Here is a 17594-nt window from a genome sequence, read left to right on the forward strand (position 1 = left end):
CTGAGGACTTTCTGCTAATACATGGCTCAAAATGGATAAAGTGTGCCGGATGGGGGCAGCGGGAGGTAAGTGCTTCGGAAGCCTTTATTCCACTCATGCAGCATGTAGCCGCCGGGGTCTTGTGTAAAACCGACAGGCGCATCACTTCGGTGATCCGTTAAAAAGGAACTGGCTGTTGCGGGAGAGGACAAGACCGTTGCTCCACCTATTGTGCTAACAATGCTGTTATGGAGGTGACCGCAGATAATCCGCACTTCACGGGGCGATTTCTCCAGAATCTCTGCCATTTCATCTACGCCTTCCAGACCAATGGCATCCATAAACTGAATACCCGAAGCAAAGGGAGGATGATGCATGGCAATCAAGGCGGGTTTATCTGGGTGACGTGTCAATGCATGTTCGAGAAAAGCCAAAGCAGTGGGAGATAAACGACCACCGCCTTGACCCGGAATCACGGTATCCAGACCGATGATGTCGAGGTCTGGGAAGTGTTTCACCCAGTTGATTTCTTCACTGGTCGCAGGTGTCAGATTCTCAAAGCAGTGATGCATAGAAGAGCGAAGATCATGGTTACCGGGTATCACGAAATAGGGAATGCCCAAACGCCTTATTACAGCCTTGAAAGCGTCGTAGCTCTCGACGTCGCCGTGGTCGGTGATATCGCCAGTCACGATGATGGCATCGACGTGTCCAAGCTTCTCTAAATCCTGCTCAATCTTAGTGATGGCATCTTCAAACAAGGCCAGCGTGTCGAGCACGCCGGAAACCTTGTTGGGAGGGCAGACAACGTGCGTGTCTGTCAGCTGTATGATTCGTGTCATAGCGGCCTCCTTACTTGATACCTGCACGCAAGAACGCTTGCACGAACTGACGTTGGAAGATCAAGAACGCGATCAGCAGCGGGGCTATCGACATCATGGTGGCGGCGGATATCACGGAAATATCTACGCCGTTTTCCGGCGCACCAAATATCGACAAACCCACTGTGAGTGGTCGGGTATCGTCAGAGTTAGTCACAATCAAGGGCCACAGGAAGTTGTTCCAGTGGGTCGAGACAGAAACCAGTGCGTAAGCGAGATAAGTCGGCTTTGCGAGCGGCACATAGACTTTCATCAAAATGCCGAACAGCGAACACCCTTCGACGCTGGCTGCTTCATGTAACTCATAAGGCACCGATTTAAAGGATTGGCGCATCAGGAAAATACCGAATGCACTCGCCATATAAGGCATACCGACACCCAGAATAGTGTCGAACAGACCAAGTTTGGATGTCACTGCGTAGTTTTCGACGATCAGCACTTCCGGGAGGATGAACAGTTGCAGCAAGACCAGAATGAAGACGAAGTCTTTACCCGGAAATGACACTTGTGCAAACGCAAAGCCCGCCAGCGTGGTAATAATGAATTGCCCAATCAAAACCACGGTCACCAAACAGAAGGTGTTGATGAAGTACTGAATCCACGGCGCGCCTTCCCAAGCGACGCGGAAGTTATCGAGCGTCCAACCCGAGAGCAGGTTGAAATTCACCGCATCTGATGTGGTGTGGAATGCAGCCCAGAAGGCAAACACTAAGGGTGATATCCAAATGACGGCCAATAGGAGCGCACCAAAGGTATCGAGATACTTTTCGATAAATTTCATTGATAGTGCGTCCTTTTATCCAGATAAGTGAACTGAATCGCTGCTGCAATCCCAAGTACTATCAGCACCAGCACTGTCATGGCTGCAGCATGTGGTGCATCGAAGAAGGCAAACGCCATTTCCCAGATGTAGTAGAGGATCAGTTTGGACGCGTCGGACGGTCCACCTTTTGTCAGAATGAACAGGTGGTCAATTAACTTCACCGAGTTAATCATGGCGTTGACCACAATAAACAGGGTGGTTGGCATCAGTAGTGGCAACACAATGCGGCGCGTGTAGGTCCAGCGGCTGGTGCCTTCAATATCTGCGGCTTCTTTGTAATCAGCAGGAATGGTCTGCAAAGCAGCGAGATAGAAAATCATGAAGAATCCCGCTTCTTTCCAGATGGTGACGATAATCACGGCCCAAAGTGCGGTTTCAGGTCTGCCCAACCAATTGACTGATTCAAAGCCAAACAGCGCGCCGATTTGGTCAAGTACACCTAAATCTGGTGTGTAGAAGAACAACCAAAGGTTCGCAGCAGCAATCATGGGTAGCACAGTCGGCGTGAAATACGCGGTGCGGACAAAGCCCTTGGCTGATATTTTTGAGTTAGCCCAAAGCGCCATAATCAGTGCGATAGCGATCGACGCCGGAATGGTAATCGCGGCATAGAAAAGGTTGTTTTCGACGACGATCCAAAAGGTCGGATCGTTAAACAGATCCGAATAGTTTTCCAGCCCGGTAAATTCTGAAGGGCGACGACGCGTTCCTTTGGAAAATAGACTTTCCCACAGGGTAGCTACCGAAGGGTAGAACGCGAAAAGCGTAAGTAAAATGGCAGCGGGAGTCAGCAGAAGCCAGCCATACATGTGCTGTCTGCGGCGCTCCATTTCAGCGTAATGATTCATAGTACTGCTCAACTTCCAGAGAGCCCCCCACCTGAGTCAGGTGGGGGAGACGTGCTTATTGATAATCGCGCAGGAGACGTTTTGCGGATTTCTGAGCTTCTTCAAGCGCAGCTTCAGGCGTTTTCTGGTCGGTCAGGGCAAACTGAATTGCGTTATTCAAACCTTCACGGACACGCGCGGTTTCGTAAGTGGAGAACTCAGCAACCGCATGCTCAAGTTGGTTACGCGCAACCAATGCTGGTGGGAACGCTGCTGTGTATTCTTGAAGCGCTTCGGTTTCGTATGCGCCTTTTGACACACCCATGTAACCGGTCGCGATTGACCATCTTGCGGCTTGCTCTGGTGAAGTCATGAACTTGATGAGCTTCATGGCTGCGGCTTTTTCTTCGTCAGAAGTGTCTTTAAAGATGTAGAAGTTGCCGCCACCGGTTGGTGAGCCTAAACGGACATTACCTGGCAGCATCGCGACACCAAAGTCGAACTTCGCGGCCTTTTTGACTGCTGTCAGGTTACCGGTTGAATGCCACATCATTGCCGTATTTCCCTCAAGGAAAGCTTGGCGAAGTGTGCCCCATTCGACGGTGCCTGTTGGCATCACACCATGCTCCTGAGAAAGAGACTTCCAGAATTTCAGTGTGTCAATCACAGCTGGATCATCGAAGTAGGTGGTGAGGCCATCATCAGACATCAGCTTTTTGCCATTCTGAATCGCTAATGCCTGGAACATCCAATATGGGTAGCCAGTGGACGGGATCATGATGCCGTAAGTGTCGTCGTTAGTGAGTTTTTTGCTCACTTCGACCAACTCATTCCAGGTTGTCGGCGGCTTTTCCGGGTCAAGACCCGCGGCACGGAACATATCTTTGTTGTAATAAGCAACAATGGTCGAGCGCTGGAATGGAATACCCCAGGTTTTGCCTTCCGCCTGACCGTTTTCCATCAATGCAGGGTAGAAATCTGCCAACCAAGCTTTGTCAGCGTCACCTTGCATCAGGTCATCAAACGGTGAGATCAAATCTTGCTCAATCAAGTCGTACACATCGATAGAAAACATAACGGCCAACTGTGCAGGCTCGCCAGAGTTCAGTGCGGACAGTGCGCGCACGCGGGTGTCATCGTAGTTGCCAGAGTAGATGGCGTTAACCTTGATATCTGGGTTTTGCGCTTCAAAGTCATCAACAATGCCGTCAACCACTTTTGTTAGCGCGCCACCTACTGCGATTGGGTAGTACATGTTCAGTTCTGTTGCGGCCATCGCTGACTGCGAAGCGAGAGTAAACGCACCGGCAAAGGCACAACTCATTAACTTTGAGAACTTCATAGTTTCACCATTGGTTACGTATTTAATTTCGGAATCAGCTTTCTGTTTGGTGTTGAGAAAAGCCGTTCCACTCCTTGTTAATTGATTCTTTTTCCATCACCGTCAAAGAAGTGCAGAGCACTGTCCTCAAAGGTTATGTCTACGGTGCTTCCTTCCTCCAATGACGAGTAGCCATGAAGTTTAACCACCAAGCCTTTGGCTTTCGGGTGGTCAAGCAGCACATGGGTTTCATCACCCAGATATTCGCTTTCAGAAACGGTGCAACTGATTCGGCCTTGGCCCGCTTCGACTAACTCCACGTCTTCAGTGCGAAGACCAACTTTGTGCGCGTGCTCAGTGCCAGGGATAACGTCGCCGTCTATCAATGCCATCGGTGGGGCACCAATAAATTCAGCCGCAAAGGTATTTTGAGGAATGTTGTAGAGTTCCTGCGGCGTGCCTGCCTGCATGATGTGACCGTCTTTCATCAGAATGATCAGATCAGCCATACTCATGGCTTCCGTTTGGTCGTGGGTGACGTACACCACAGTCATACCCAGATCTTTCTGGAGTTTCTTGATGTCTTTTCGCACAGAGTGACGGAGCTTGGCATCCAGGTTGGAGAGGGGCTCATCCATCAGACAAAGAGGTTGGCCTGCAACAATTGCACGCGCGAGAGCGACACGCTGGCGCTGCCCACCGGAAAGTTCGCCAGGTTTGCGCTCTTCATAGCCAAGGAGACCCGTAATACGCAGTGCGTTCTCAAGTTTCTTTAATCGTTCATCTTTGGGGACTTTACGCACTTTCATGCCGAACATGACGTTCTCTGCGACAGACAGGTGCGGGAAGAGTGCATAAGACTGGAATACCATGGAGAGATTTCGCGCTGAAGGTGCCATTTCAGTCACGTCAGTGCCTTCGATTCGAATGGCTCCTTCATCGGGTATCTCCAAGCCTGCCAGCAATCGCAACGTGGTAGATTTGCCGCAGCCAGAAGGCCCCAGCAGGGCAACAAATGCGCCTTCTGGGATATCGATAGAAATGTTTTCAACACCAAGTTGTCCGTTCCATCTTTTTGCAATGTTGTCGAACGAAACAAAGGGTTCTGTGTTCATGAAGCGTCGCCTCCCACTAACTTCAAACGGTCTCCGACACGGTCACTCAGCGCTGAAAAGTCATCGCCGGGATGTTGGTCCATGATGATCAAATCCACGTCGAAAATACTCCCGCCAATGGCAGGGGCTGTTCGCGTCAACTTAGTACTGTCCATGACTAAAATGGACGTTTTGCAATGGGTGCGAATGGCTTCGCGAACCCTGACTTCAGAGGCATGGAAATCCAACATGCCTCCGTCTTCCGATACGCCAGCTACGCCAAAAATGCCGTACTCAGCGCGATAACTGTTAAAAAACTCAAGCACGCCGTCGCCAAGTACATCCCGGTCTGGCATGCGTACTTCTCCACCCGGAATGATGATACGGTTGCTTGGCTCATTGCTCAGCACCATGGCGGCATTGAGATTATTGGTCATCACCGTTAAGCCAGATTTTGCAGTCAGTGCTTCTGCCACAATGGCTGGCGTTGAACCGATAGAAATAAACACCGTGGCGCCATCAGGAATGACATCAGCCACCGCTTTAGCAATAGCGCGTTTCTCAGTTGGATTTGTTGCAGCGCGAAGATCATAAGGCGCGTTCAACTGCTCTTCGAAACACTCCACGCCCCCGTGACGACGGCGGAGTAAATTGTCGCTACACAACTGATTGAGATCCCGCCGCACGGTTTGGGACGACACACCCAACATTTCTGTGAGTAATTCGACAGATACATTGCCGCGCGCTTGTGTCAGTTCGATGATCTTTTCGCGTCGAATCTCTGTTTTCGATTTGAGTTTGGTTGCTACCGTCATAACTGCTCACATCTCCACTTTCATTTCAATCTAAGATCAAATTTAACAAAATGCCAACATAAAATGAGCATACGAACATAAAAATGTTCATTTGTTGATCAAATGCGCAATATTGATTACCTTATTAATAAGCGAATGCTCAAGATGTATGGGTATAGAGGTGAAAGCGAGAAGTGAGAACACGCGCGTCGTGCGCTAGGTGATATAAGAATGACAGGAACATCTGTATTAATTAATTTGTTGGGAGGCGTGGCACTGCTGCTGTTTGGTCTTGCGCTGGTCAAAGAGCATGTATTGAAAACCTTTGGCGGAAAAATTCGTCGGAGTTTAGGACGATCTGCGTTTAACCGCTGGCGTGGTTTTGGTGTCGGACTTGGTGTGACATGTCTACTGCAAAGCAGCACAGCCACGGCACTACTGGCCAGTTCGCTCGGTAGCCAAGGGTTAGCTACAGCAAGCGGTTTGGCGATTTTACTCGGCGCGGATGTCGGTACCACTTTTGTGGCTAAACTTCTGACATTCGATTTGAGTTGGCTTCAGCCTGTTCTGTTGTTTGTTGGTTTTATTGTCATGTCTTCAGGTAAGAAGGATAAAACCAAGCATATTGGCCGAATCATGATTGGCCTCGGCATCATGCTGCTTGCGTTGAAAATCATCGTTTCAACGTCTGTCCCTATGCGCGACTCTGTGGCCATTCAATCTTTGATGGGTGCGTTAAGTGATGAGCCTATGTTGGCTGTCATCGTCGGTATGTGTATTGCGTTTCTGGTGCATTCGAGTCTTGCAACAGTGCTGCTCATTGTGGCAATGGCAGGTTCTGGTGTGATTACCCTGCAAGGAGGAATGGCACTGATTTTGGGGGCAAACCTAGGTGCCGCTCTACCAGCGGTGATGAATACGGTCAATGCAACGCCGGAAATTCGACGGGTACCTCTGGGGAATCTCGGCTTTCGTGCTGTCGGTGTCGTGATTACGTTACCTTTGCTGGACGTCTTGAGTTCAACAGCCTTGTTTGCGTCTAATGAGCCCGCAGTGGTACTCGTCAACTTCCACCTTTTTTTCAACGTCATGTTGGCGATGACATTTTTACCCTTAGTGACGCCTTGCGCACGTTTACTTGAAAAATGGGTGCCTGCAAATACCTTGGATAAGGCTGACAACAAACCCCGTTATCTGGACAGAAAAGCTTTTCGCACGCCTTCTGTAGCACTGTCCAATACTGTGCGTGAAGTGCTGAGAATGGGGGATTTGCTGAGAGGTATGCTTGATGGTGCATTTGAGGCGTTGAATACCCGCAACTCTGCGCAGTTACAGCACATTAAGCGCTCGGATGACCTGGTTGATGAGTATTACGAGAAGATAAATCTCTATTTAACGGAGCTCAGCCGCCAGGATATTCCTAAGAAGTATCGCCGCCGTTGCTATCGCATTTCGTCTTACACAACGAACTTGGAACATGCCGGTGACATTCTTGAGTACAGCATGACAGAAGTTATCAATAAAATTATCCAACAAAATATTCTGTTGCCTGATTATGAGCGCAAAGCGATTGATGAACTGAAGAACTGCATTTACCGTAATATGGAACTCGCCTTCAGCGTGCTACTCACTGGTGATGTGAACAATGCGCGTGCGTTAATTGAACAGAAGAGCGTAGTAAAAAACATTGAGCGCGAGGCAATACTGGCTCATCAAAAAGGTCTACGTGATCAGACGATTACCGTTGTTGCTGGTAGCTCTTTGTATTTGGATTTATTGAGAGATTTAATCCGTATCAACTCTCACTTTACGTCTATTGCGTACCCTATTTTGGATCAAGCGGGCGAGTTAAGAGCCAGCAGATTGAAAAATACCCAAGCGGAACCGTCAAACAGTGCGGAACCAACGATTAATAGCAATGAATCTCCAACGTAAGGTTGCTTGAGTTTTCACTAAGGAAGGAAGAATGACCGTTTTCAAGAATACTTACCTCATCATGCGACATGGACAGAGTGAAGCAAATGTGGCTGATATCGTGGTCAGTGACCCAGAGATTGGTTGCTTAAATTACGGGTTATCACCACTTGGCCAAAGTCAGGCGAAGGAATCTGCAATAGGATACAGTGGCCAGCCGATAGATGTGATTATTTGTTCTGACTTCAAGCGCACGAAAGAAACGGCAGGTATTGTGGCGAGTGTTCTTTCACTTCCGGATCCGATCGAAGACATTAGACTTCGCGAACGCTTCTTTGGTGAGTGGGAGGGGCATTCGTCTTCTGCCTATGAAAATGTTTGGGCGAAAGATCTTCAGGACTCTAACCAGAGCTTTAATGGTGTTGAGAGCACAATGAGCGTGCGAAACCGCTCAGTAAGCTTAATAACAGATCTGGAAACCCAATATGAGAACAAGGTTATTCTTCTGGTCGCCCACGGTGACATTTTGCAGATCATGAAGTCTGCTTTTCATGGTATTGAACCTGGCCAACACCGCTCGTTGCCGCATCATGAAACAGGTGAGATGAAACTGTTGACCTCCAGGGGTGAGGAATGTTCTTTTTAAGGCTGACTGTCTTTCTGTAGCCATTTTGCTTTCCTGAAAATTACAAGTGAAAGTGCGGCCAAAATAAATAAAGGCCCTAGCCATAAAAGGGCTGTGTGGCTATTGAAAGGGGGCTGGTAATGCACCATGTCCCCAAAACGGTATGTCATATATTCCACAATCTGTCTCTCAGAGGCACCGGCTTCCACTTGTTCGTAAACCTTCAAAAGTAAGTCCTGTGCAACGGGGGAGTTGGACTCAATTAGATTTTGATTCTGACATTGAGGGCACCTCAGTTCTTTCCCTAGCTTTAATGCCAGACGCTGGTTTTCTAAGGAGGAAAACTGAAATGTTTCAGCATTCTGCTGGCGGGTTTGTGTTTCCACCATTGCTGATGAATGCGCGCTAAAGGATAAGAGAGCAAAGCCACTCAGAAGCCATAAGACAAAGAAGTATCCCTTTCGCATTTACGACCCTTCCTTTTTACTGGTGATGTCATCAATACGTGGCTGGAATTCACTTTGCCAGATGCCTTCATCCAAAATCCCAATGTGGCGAAACATCAGTGTACCTTCTCGGTCAATCAAATAGGTTTCCGGCGTAACGATGCTGCCAAGTTCAAGAGCCAGTGAGCCTTGGGGATCATAAATGACAGTTTGATAGGGGTCACCAGTCTCTTTGAGCACTGAGATAGCGGCATTTTTTTTATCGCGATAGTTGAGACCAACTATCGGAATGCCGGCTGATTTCAGGCTCATCAAATAGGTGTGTTCGGCCTTGCATGAAGAACACCAGGACGCCCATATATTCAAAAGTAGCCAATCATTTTGGAAAAGCGTTTGATCGACCGATTCACCAGAGCGCAATGTGGTGAGCAAGAATTGTGGTACGGGTTTCCCTTTCATCGCAAACGGCGGATTGTTGTTCGGGTCTTCACTGTGTTGAAGGCCCCAGAATAAGGCTGTGCTGAGCGCGAATCCGCCGATAAGAGGTAGTAAAAGCTTATACTTCATAGTGTTTGTATTGTTTAGCTGGATTGGTTCGATTAGCCGCGGGAGAGGTTGGCATAAGCTTTCTCAATGCCCCTAAAAATCCCGCCAGCATCATGATAAAACCACCTACCCAGAGCAAGTGGACAAAGGGCTTTATTTGAATCCTCACAGCGTAGGTGTTTGCATCAAACTTACTGCCAAGAGTGACATACACATCACTGAGTACATCGCGGAGCACACCAGCCTCAGACATATTCATGGTGCGCACCGTGTAATGGCGTTTTTCGGGTTTCACATGGCCAATGACCGAACCATTTTTTCTGACTTCCATAGTAATACGTTCAGCCGTGTAATTAGGCCCGATATGCCATGAACTTCCCTGATGGATTAATGAATATGTGCCAAGGATAACCGTTGAACCCCGTGTCATTTTCAGACTGGTTTCATTGTTGAATCCTGAGAGTAATGTTGCGCCTAAAAGGGTCACCGCTAAGCCTGTGTGCCCAAGAACCATAACCCATGTTCTTAGCGCTTTAGCCTGTGTCGTTATCGCGGTGGCACCTGAAATCAACAGGACGAAACCAGCCAGAATGGCGAAAAATACCAGCACAGAAAAAGGGATTTGGTGAAAACGTGATAAGGCATAGTTTGTGGCCAATGCTATCAGTGATGCAATGAGCAACAGTGCAATCTGTCTTGGTAAGGATAGGCGTTGTACTGTGCTATAAGCAGCGGAGAAAGCAACTATGATAGCCAAAGGTACGAAGAGAGAATTGAAGTAAGGGGCACCTACTGACAAGGTACCTAAACCCATCGCGGCGTACACCATTGGATAAAAAGTACCGAGCATAACTATCAGCATCATGGATGACAGCAATCCTGCAGAAATAGTCATCCATAAGGCTAAGGTGTTGCCACCCATATTTACTGAGCTATCTTTGGCAAGGTGAGCGCCTCTTAATGCGAACAGAAAGAGGGAAGGAATCAGCAGTATGGTCAAAATGAGCAATAGTCCACTACCACGCATTGGATCAGACGCAAAGGCGTGGACAGACGTCAACACACCGGAGCGCACAACGAAGGTACCCAAAATGCTCAGTGCAAATGTGATGATGGCAAGAAGCAGCGACCAACTGACCAGTTTGTTGTTTTGCTCTGTGGCAATAAGGCAGTGAATGAGCGCCGTAGCAGTCAGCCAGGGTAGAAGGGAGGCATTTTCAACGGGGTCCCAGAACCACCATCCTCCCCATCCTAGTTCGTGATAAGCCCACCAGGAACCGATACCGATACCCACAGTGAGAAACGCCCAGGTCATTAGTGTCCACTGGCGGCATTGACCTACCCATACTTTTGCAGGTGATCGAGTCAGTAAAGCAGCTATAGCGAAGGCAAAAGGCACGGCAAATCCGATATAACCCATATACAGTAACGGTGGATGCAGGATGAGGCCGATATCCTGGAGCATCGGGTTTAGGTCACGTCCTTCAAGCGGAGAAGGAATTTGGCGTAAAAACGGATTGGATAGCCATAGGCAATAAATGCCCAGCAACAAGACGGTGGTGCTCAATACAAAACGGGTTGCGTTGGCGTAGTCGGCGGGCAAGCGTTTGTCCTTTGAAACCAGTGATGACCAGCCAGATAACGCCAATACCATAAATAGGAATGAGCCTTCATGGCCTCCCCATACAGCAGCAATTTTGAAGGCTATGGGTAACGCGCTGTTCGAATGTTGCGCGACGTAACGCACAGAAAAATCGTCCAGATAAAAGCATGCAGCCAATATGAAGGTGGCCATTAAAATAGCGGAAAAGCCGATGCTAAGTAATTGGGGAACCAAATTTGAAAGGCTGGTCACCGGCGTTTTCAACATGCTGCAACCGGAAAGCAAACTGGCAACCATGGTGGAGGCGATGCCGAGAATAAGAAGAATGTGACCGATTTCAGCAAGCATAGGGAAATTTTCTTCATCGTTGGAACAAGAAATGCCTTACCCACCGAGAGGGAGTGGGTAAGGCGGTATCGACTACACGGTTGTCATTTGTCCCGCGTAGAGGATAAAGGTACGAAGCATTAATACACCTATCAGGCTCAAGGTGGTGACCATCGCCAGAAAACTGGTACGGTGTTTAACTTCGGCAGGGCTGACGGCATTTAGCGTCAGTGGAACAATCATGCCAAGGCCAATCACACCAAACCAGAACCAGTTAGACCAGAATCCTCCGCCAATAGCTGCAAGCACAGCCACTTCTTTCTGACCGCCGCCAAAGTAAAGGCCAGAGAAGAAGGCAAACAACACAAATAGTTCAAACAGCACGACCGGACGTTCAAAACGGTGGATCCAGCTGACAGAAGGACTACTCATTGGCTCCTTATAGCCGACCACGCCCACAAGTAAACATGCGGCAGCGCCCGAGGACAGGCTGGAAAATAGGAACAGAATCGGTAGCACGGGGTTGTTGAGTAGCGGATAGGTTTTCAGTGCAGAGAGCAAGAAGCCCGTATAAGCAGCGAGAATAACCGCCAGAATCGCCAGCGTGACTTCAAGTCCATTTTCAAAGCGTTTACACGCATTCAGAATGGCACTCGCGCCGGGGATTTTTTCTATCAGCGAACCCATGACACGTTGAATATCTTCGATGAAGATTCCTGCCAGCCATGCGAACAGCACCGCCATATAGATCTGGAACAAAATGACACCCATCGACATGACGGACGTTGGGTTGTAATAAATCATTATTTTCCAAAACTCGAGCGGTTTGGTCAGGTGAAAAACAAGGATCAACAGGCCGACAATAATCCCCATTGGGGCGAGAATAGCAGTGGCACGGATGATACCGTTTTTGGACGCATCGCCTTCTATGACGTTGCGTTTAAGGTACACCGAAATCATGGCCGCACCCGCTGACATACCAGCTAGGAATAGGTAAACCGCGATAATCCAATCCCAGACCAGAGAGTCAAAATAAAAGGCTTGTTCTATGGTACTCATCCTTTAATCTCCCCTGCGTTGTGCGGCACTTTGTAGAGCTGTGGTGCCGTGCCAAGGTGCGCTTTGTCACGATAGACAGTCTTTTGTTCCAGCAATTGTGAAACCTTGCTTTGAGGGTCGTTTAAATCGCCGAACGTCAGTGCTTTGGTCGGGCATGACTCGACACAAGCGGGTTCCTTGCCTTCAGCAAGGTTGGTGTGACGGCAGAAATCACACTTATCCGCCGCTTTCGTTTCCGGATGGAAAAAACGAACCTGATAAGGACATGCAGCAAGGCAGTAACCGCAGCCGACACATTTATCCGCGATGACATCAACAATGCCGGTTTCCGGATCTTTAACTGCAGCGCCAGTAGGACATACATACACGCATGGTGCGTTTTCGCAGTGCTGGCAGGAAACGCGGGTGAAACCATACTTTACGTTTGGATATTCACCGACGGGTTCGGTACGGATAATCTCAAGGCGGGATACACCTTCAGGAACCTTGTTCACGGTACGACATGCGTCGGTGCAGGCAGTACAGCCAATGCAAAGCCCTTCATCATGGACCATGCCATAACGTTTGTTTTGTACTTCTTCGCTTGCGGCTAAGACCGGGCGACTGATCACCTGAGTACCCGCTACACCGGTGGTGAAAATAACAGCGCCTGCGCTGGTAAGGAATTGGCGTCTTGAACAACTCATTCTTCTTCCTCCCGCGCTTTTGTCTGGTCGGAATGGCAATCCACGCAGGTTTGGATTTTGTCTTTGCGCGTAATGCCTTTCATAGGATCTTTCTGCGGATGGACGTCATGGCATGATGAACAGGTAAGGTCGCGAGCGTGAACGTCGTGCGTCCAGTTGGCTTCTCGCAAATCGGTGGGTTCATGGCACGTTTCACACTGCGCGTTTTGTTGAGTGATCCACTCAATGGAGGCAGCAGAAATATCGGTTCCCTTGACTGACTGGGAATGATCGAATTTCACCACATCTTCCGCGCCGTCTCGGTGTTTTTCCGTTACACCTGTGTGGCAGTCAATACAGGTCATATTGCGGTTGGTTTTAGGATTAATGGCCTCACCGTGTGCGCCGGAGAGTTTGTTTTTCTCGTCCTTATGGCATTGGGTACAGGCATAGTCTGGGTTTCTTTGAAACGTGGCCTGAAACTGCTGTTGGTAAGCCTTTTCACCGGATGGCGCGGGATTCCCTTCGCCTGCAGTGGCAACGTGCATCGATATGCCCCAAAGGCAAAGCGCAGCAATGATGGTTGCGCTCCAAAAAGGGCTGGCTTTGAGATTGCTCATTGTTCACCTTTAACAGCCATTTCGCTGAAGGTTCACACCTTTGGCCTGGCTGTATTGTCAGAATTACGCGATCTGTCAGGGGCTGGAAAAGCCTTCTAACATTCCCATTAAACTCTGAGAGCACCTTGCACACAGCCACAACGCCGAGTAGGGATATTAGATGATATTCATGGTGCTATTTAAAGAAACCGATCTCTCGGAAGTCACAAACTGTAAACTAAATGCAACTTTAATGACGCACGTCAATTTTGCGGTTTAAGCGAAAATCATTCTCATTTATCGGGTGGTTAAGTAGTCTGAATAAGTGTGACAGTAACCCAAATAATCGCCAATTAACCCATAATTTATATGGTTTTTAAGTAACATATATCTTGCTCCGATAGCATTATCTGCACACCCGAAATCACAACGCCGGTTGGACGATAATTCAAAATATTGGAGGCAATGCTGTGAGCATTCAGTCGGCAATTCGAACCTTTTCCGCCTGCTTTATGGGGGCGGCGCTAGGTATCTCTATTCTTGGGTATTCCCATACTGTGATGGCAGATACCACTTCTACAGACGTAAAACGCGTTGAGGCGCGCAATGACGTTTATCAATCCGTTTTTCCAGAACAATATGACTCTTGGAAAGCAACCAGTGAAAGCCAGCACCTGGAAGACGCACTTGCGGAAGACCCAAACATGGTGATCATGTGGGCGGGTTATGGCTTTGCCAAAGACTACAACAAAGCGCGTGGGCACTTTTATGCACTTGATGATGTGCGCAACACTTTACGAACCGGCGCACCGAAAGATGACCAATCAGGGCCTATGCCTATGGCATGTTGGAGCTGTAAAAGTCCGGACGTAGCCCGAGTTATCGATGAGCGTGGCGAAGATGGTTATTTCGATGGTAAATGGTCCCGTCTCGGTAGTGAAATCAGCAATACGATCGGATGCGCTGACTGTCATGACACCAAGAGTGAAGCGTTTGAGCGTGGTGAGCCTGCTTTGAAACTGTCCCGTCCTTATGCTGATCGTGCAATGAATGCCATTCATCAACCTTTCGAAGACCAGACCCGTTTCACTCAGCAGGCGCAGGTGTGCGGACAGTGCCACGTTGAATACTATTTCTCTGGTCCAACGAAAGCGGTGACATTCCCTTGGGCGCAAGGGACGAATGTTGACCAGATGGAAGCTTACTTTGATGCGTTGGGCTTTAAAGACTGGACTCACAAGCTTTCTAAAGCACCAATGCTGAAAGCCCAACACCCAGAGTATGAAACCTGGCGCGACGGTATTCATGGTAAAAACGATGTCGGTTGTATCGACTGTCACATGCCTAAGGTACAAACAGCGGAAGGGAAGGTGTATACAAGCCACAAAATTGGCAATCCATTTGACCAGTTTGAAAATACTTGTGCGCAGTGCCATACCCAAAGCAAAGAAACCATGCAGGAAATTGTTTCTACCCGTAAAGCCCAGGTTCTTAATATGAAGCTGACAGCGGAAAAGCACATTGTGGCAGCACATTTTGAAGCGGCCGCCGCTTGGGAAGCGGGAGCAACTGAAGCTGAAATGGCATCTATCCTTCAGGATATCCGACATGCTCAGTGGCGTTGGGATTACGCAATTGCTTCTCACGGAGTCCACATGCATGCACCGGAAGTGGCGCTAAAAGTATTGGGTACAGCCGTTGACCGTGCTGCTGATGCCCGTACCAAGCTGGCGCGTCTATTAGCGACCAAAGGTATGACTGAACCAGTTCAGGTCCCTGATATATCAACCAAAGAGAAGGCTCAAGCTGTATTGGGTATGGATATGGAAACCATGAATATTGAAAAAGCAGATTTCCTGAAAACTGTGATTCCGAAGTGGGAAGATGACGCGAAAAAACGTGAAGCATCATACTGACTAATACTCCACTGAAGAGGGGCCGGTTAATACTGGCCCCTTTATTCTTTTCACCGTAAACCCTCACGACTAAATAACCAAAACTGTTGATAGTTCAAGACGGTACGTCATGTGTCTGTAGCGAGAACATCGTATCACTATTGCTAGCAGTTATTTCTTCTTCGATTTCTTTCCTGTCTCCTACTTATACTCAAAATATTGTCGTGTTAAATAAATGTTATGCGCGGATGGTTGGCCACTAACAAGCCAATCTTTCATCGCAGGTAATCAATATTCTTCGAAGGAGTGATTTAACGCTCCTCATTTCAATACGATCGCTTCGAGGTTCTCCCTTATGAAAGAAAATGGACTATCAAAATCAATTCAAATCATCGGTGTTCCCGTCGATTTGGGGGCATCACGCAGGGGGACGGATGGTGGTGTTTCTGCCGTTCGCATCGCTGGCTTAGGTGAGAAACTAAAAAAATTAGGTTATGGCGTCGCAGAAGAGGTGGATGTTGCAGTCCCTTCCAAGGAATCAAGACCTTCTGAATCGCAGGGTAACATGCGTTTTCGAAGCGAAATCCTACAAGTGTGTCGTGATCTGGCTGTGGTCACGCGAAATACACTCGAAAACGGCAACATTCCAATGGTTGTTGGGGGAGATCACTCCTTGGCGATTGGCTCGATATCAGGCATTGCCGATTATTACCAACAGCAGAACCAAGATCTTGGATTAGTGTGGTTTGATGCCCATGCTGATATGAACATTCCAGGTATATCCCCATCGGGCAATATTCACGGTATGCCTCTCTCGCACTTGATGGGTTACGGTGATAAAGACTTCACTAGCATCCTGAGTGACAATCCAAAAATTAAGCCTGAAAACGTGGCGCTGGTGGGTGTTAGGGATATAGATGAAAAAGAACGCGAGTTGATCCGGCAGTCCGGTGTGAAGGTCTACAGCATGCGCGATATCGATGAGATGGGCATGAGCCGTGTCGCCGACGAAGTCATAGAAATCGTGACGAAAGGGACGGTTGGATTTCATGTCAGCTTCGATGTAGATGGCTGCGACCCAGAAGTGATGCCCGGTTCAGGCACCTTAGTTCCAGGCGGTGTGTCTTACCGGGAAGCCCACCTGCTATTGGAAAAATGCGCAGAGACCAGATTGATGACCTCTATGGATTTAGTTGAGCTCAATCCCTTCCTGGATAAAGGTAATATCTCTGCCGAACGCGCAGTGTCTTTGGTACTCAGTGCGTTTGGTCAAAGTGTTATTTGATCATTCGCTTCGCTTGATTTATTGACGCGATAACGGCGGCGCGATCGGTATCTGGGTGATTGGCATCGAGGATGATTGTCCAGTGCCTGATCGCCAATGCATATTGCGCCGACAGGAAGTACTCTGACGCCAAAAGCATGTTTGCGGCTGCGTTATCTGGCTGAATAGATATTGCATCATTCAGCCAGCGTTCAACACTTTGATCAAATCGCTGACCGTTGGCGTAGTACTTTGCGGTAGCCTGCGCGGCAAACACATCCGCAGAAGGTGATTCTGATAATCTTTCGGCATAGTGATAAACCAGCGCCGCGTTCTTGAACTCCCCGCGAGACATATATTCATTACCAAGCTCAAACCACAAATGCCCGTTTTGGGTATCCGCTTTAATCTGTGTCTGCAACCGTTCGAGCCTCGGCGTGATATCTGTGGTGGTACTAAGTTCAGTAGCGGTTTGTCCCTTCACAATCAAAAGTGAAGGTTCCCCCAGCTTTGTATAAACCAGCGTGGTGGTGGATAACACCAACAATCCAATTAAAGCTGGCACTATAGATGAAAGCTTCCCAAATAGTGTCATCAAGTTATCTTGTAATGCCCTGATCTTTCACTATCTTCGCTACATTCCAGCACAGGTTCAATGCGCTACCTCAAGTTCTGTTTAATCGCATCGTTGCCCAATCTGTGTAGACGGGCGCACTTTCAGTGATCTCTTGACCTTTGAAATCTGGGTAACTTTGAAGACCACAACGGTTTCGATGGTGCGATCGTTGGTCACCGCGCGCACAACTATCACTTCGAATTTACCCATCATCGGGGCGCTCAGGTGGGTAAAGCGCCAACCCAGAACAATTTGCTGGTGTTCTATTTCACGGATGATGAAGCATGGGAGAGTAATTGTCATAACATGCTGAAAG

At 48.4% G+C, this 17594-nt stretch carries 18 protein-coding genes; 4 read left to right on the forward strand and 14 right to left on the reverse strand.

Annotation, left to right across the window (positions count from 1 at the left end):
• Positions 1–26: 26 nt before the first annotated feature.
• The 6 genes from QL223_RS17840 to QL223_RS17865 form a co-directional block, all read right to left on the reverse strand.
• Positions 27–821: a phosphodiesterase gene (locus QL223_RS17840; protein ID WP_039850016.1), complete on the reverse strand. Its 795-nt coding sequence runs from the start codon at positions 819–821 to the stop codon at positions 27–29.
• A 10-nt stretch (positions 822–831) separates the two neighbouring features.
• A complete protein-coding gene (locus QL223_RS17845; RefSeq protein ID WP_002538860.1) occupies positions 832–1641 on the reverse strand; it encodes a carbohydrate ABC transporter permease in 810 nt (269 codons plus the stop codon).
• Entirely contained in the window at positions 1638–2531 is an 894-nt protein-coding gene (locus QL223_RS17850) for a sugar ABC transporter permease (RefSeq protein WP_002538861.1), read from the reverse strand. Before QL223_RS17850 ends, QL223_RS17845 begins: the two co-directional genes overlap by 4 nt.
• Positions 2532–2586: 55 nt before the next feature.
• A complete protein-coding gene (locus QL223_RS17855) occupies positions 2587–3852 on the reverse strand; it encodes an ABC transporter substrate-binding protein (protein WP_002538862.1) in 1266 nt (421 codons plus the stop codon).
• Between the two features lie 77 nt (positions 3853–3929).
• Complete coding sequence (locus QL223_RS17860; RefSeq protein ID WP_002538863.1) at positions 3930–4946, reverse strand: ABC transporter ATP-binding protein; 1017 nt, start codon at positions 4944–4946, stop codon at positions 3930–3932.
• On the reverse strand, positions 4943–5740 hold the full coding sequence (locus QL223_RS17865; protein ID WP_002538865.1) for a DeoR/GlpR family DNA-binding transcription regulator: 798 nt from the start codon (positions 5738–5740) through the stop codon (positions 4943–4945). Before QL223_RS17865 ends, QL223_RS17860 begins: the two co-directional genes overlap by 4 nt.
• A gap of 210 nt (positions 5741–5950) precedes the next feature.
• Here QL223_RS17865 and QL223_RS17870 point away from each other — a divergent pair, with 210 nt between their 5' ends.
• Positions 5951–7654: a Na/Pi cotransporter family protein gene (locus tag QL223_RS17870; protein ID WP_281545498.1), complete on the forward strand. Its 1704-nt coding sequence runs from the start codon at positions 5951–5953 to the stop codon at positions 7652–7654.
• Positions 7655–7685: 31 nt separating this feature from the next.
• Positions 7686–8279: a histidine phosphatase family protein gene (locus QL223_RS17875; protein WP_281545499.1), complete on the forward strand. Its 594-nt coding sequence runs from the start codon at positions 7686–7688 to the stop codon at positions 8277–8279.
• On the opposite strand, the gene QL223_RS17880 is transcribed toward QL223_RS17875, so the two are convergent.
• The 6 genes from QL223_RS17880 to nrfB all read right to left on the reverse strand — a co-directional run bounded on the left by QL223_RS17880 (position 8276) and on the right by nrfB (position 13524).
• Positions 8276–8725, reverse strand: coding sequence for a cytochrome c-type biogenesis protein CcmH (locus QL223_RS17880; protein ID WP_281545500.1), 450 nt, complete (start codon positions 8723–8725; stop codon positions 8276–8278). The two genes, QL223_RS17875 and QL223_RS17880, sit on opposite strands and share 4 nt — an antisense overlap.
• A complete protein-coding gene (locus tag QL223_RS17885) occupies positions 8726–9271 on the reverse strand; it encodes a DsbE family thiol:disulfide interchange protein (RefSeq protein ID WP_281545501.1) in 546 nt (181 codons plus the stop codon).
• The gene (locus QL223_RS17890) at positions 9261–11201 is read right to left on the reverse strand and encodes a heme lyase CcmF/NrfE family subunit (RefSeq protein WP_281545502.1); all 1941 of its coding nucleotides are present in this window, start codon (positions 11199–11201) and stop codon (positions 9261–9263) included. The genes QL223_RS17885 and QL223_RS17890 overlap by 11 nt, the downstream gene beginning before the upstream one ends.
• Positions 11202–11273: 72 nt before the next feature.
• Entirely contained in the window at positions 11274–12239 is a 966-nt protein-coding gene (gene nrfD, locus QL223_RS17895; protein ID WP_281545503.1) for a cytochrome c nitrite reductase subunit NrfD, read from the reverse strand.
• Positions 12236–12925: a cytochrome c nitrite reductase Fe-S protein gene (gene nrfC / locus QL223_RS17900; protein WP_046307114.1), complete on the reverse strand. Its 690-nt coding sequence runs from the start codon at positions 12923–12925 to the stop codon at positions 12236–12238. Before nrfC ends, nrfD begins: the two co-directional genes overlap by 4 nt.
• Positions 12922–13524 carry a cytochrome c nitrite reductase pentaheme subunit gene (nrfB, locus tag QL223_RS17905; RefSeq protein ID WP_281545504.1) on the reverse strand — a complete coding sequence of 201 codons (603 nt, stop codon included), beginning with the start codon at positions 13522–13524 and terminating at the stop codon, positions 12922–12924. The genes nrfC and nrfB overlap by 4 nt, the downstream gene beginning before the upstream one ends.
• A 491-nt stretch (positions 13525–14015) precedes the next feature.
• Here nrfB and nrfA point away from each other — a divergent pair, with 491 nt between their 5' ends.
• On the forward strand, positions 14016–15419 hold the full coding sequence (gene nrfA, locus QL223_RS17910) for an ammonia-forming nitrite reductase cytochrome c552 subunit (RefSeq protein WP_348651397.1): 1404 nt from the start codon (positions 14016–14018) through the stop codon (positions 15417–15419).
• 334 nt (positions 15420–15753) lie between these two features.
• Positions 15754–16683 carry an arginase gene (gene rocF, locus QL223_RS17915; RefSeq protein WP_281545506.1) on the forward strand — a complete coding sequence of 310 codons (930 nt, stop codon included), beginning with the start codon at positions 15754–15756 and terminating at the stop codon, positions 16681–16683.
• Here rocF and QL223_RS17920 read toward each other — a convergent pair.
• Together QL223_RS17920 and QL223_RS17925 are read right to left on the reverse strand one after the other, a co-directional pair.
• A complete protein-coding gene (locus QL223_RS17920; RefSeq protein ID WP_281545507.1) occupies positions 16676–17227 on the reverse strand; it encodes a nitrite reductase in 552 nt (183 codons plus the stop codon). The two genes, rocF and QL223_RS17920, sit on opposite strands and share 8 nt — an antisense overlap.
• 111 nt (positions 17228–17338) lie before the next feature.
• Complete coding sequence (locus QL223_RS17925; protein ID WP_160167790.1) at positions 17339–17581, reverse strand: hypothetical protein; 243 nt, start codon at positions 17579–17581, stop codon at positions 17339–17341.
• Positions 17582–17594 lie beyond the last annotated feature (13 nt).

It is taken from the genome of Grimontia sp. SpTr1, from assembly GCF_947387585.1.
Lineage (GTDB): Bacteria > Pseudomonadota > Gammaproteobacteria > Enterobacterales > Vibrionaceae > Enterovibrio > Enterovibrio indicus.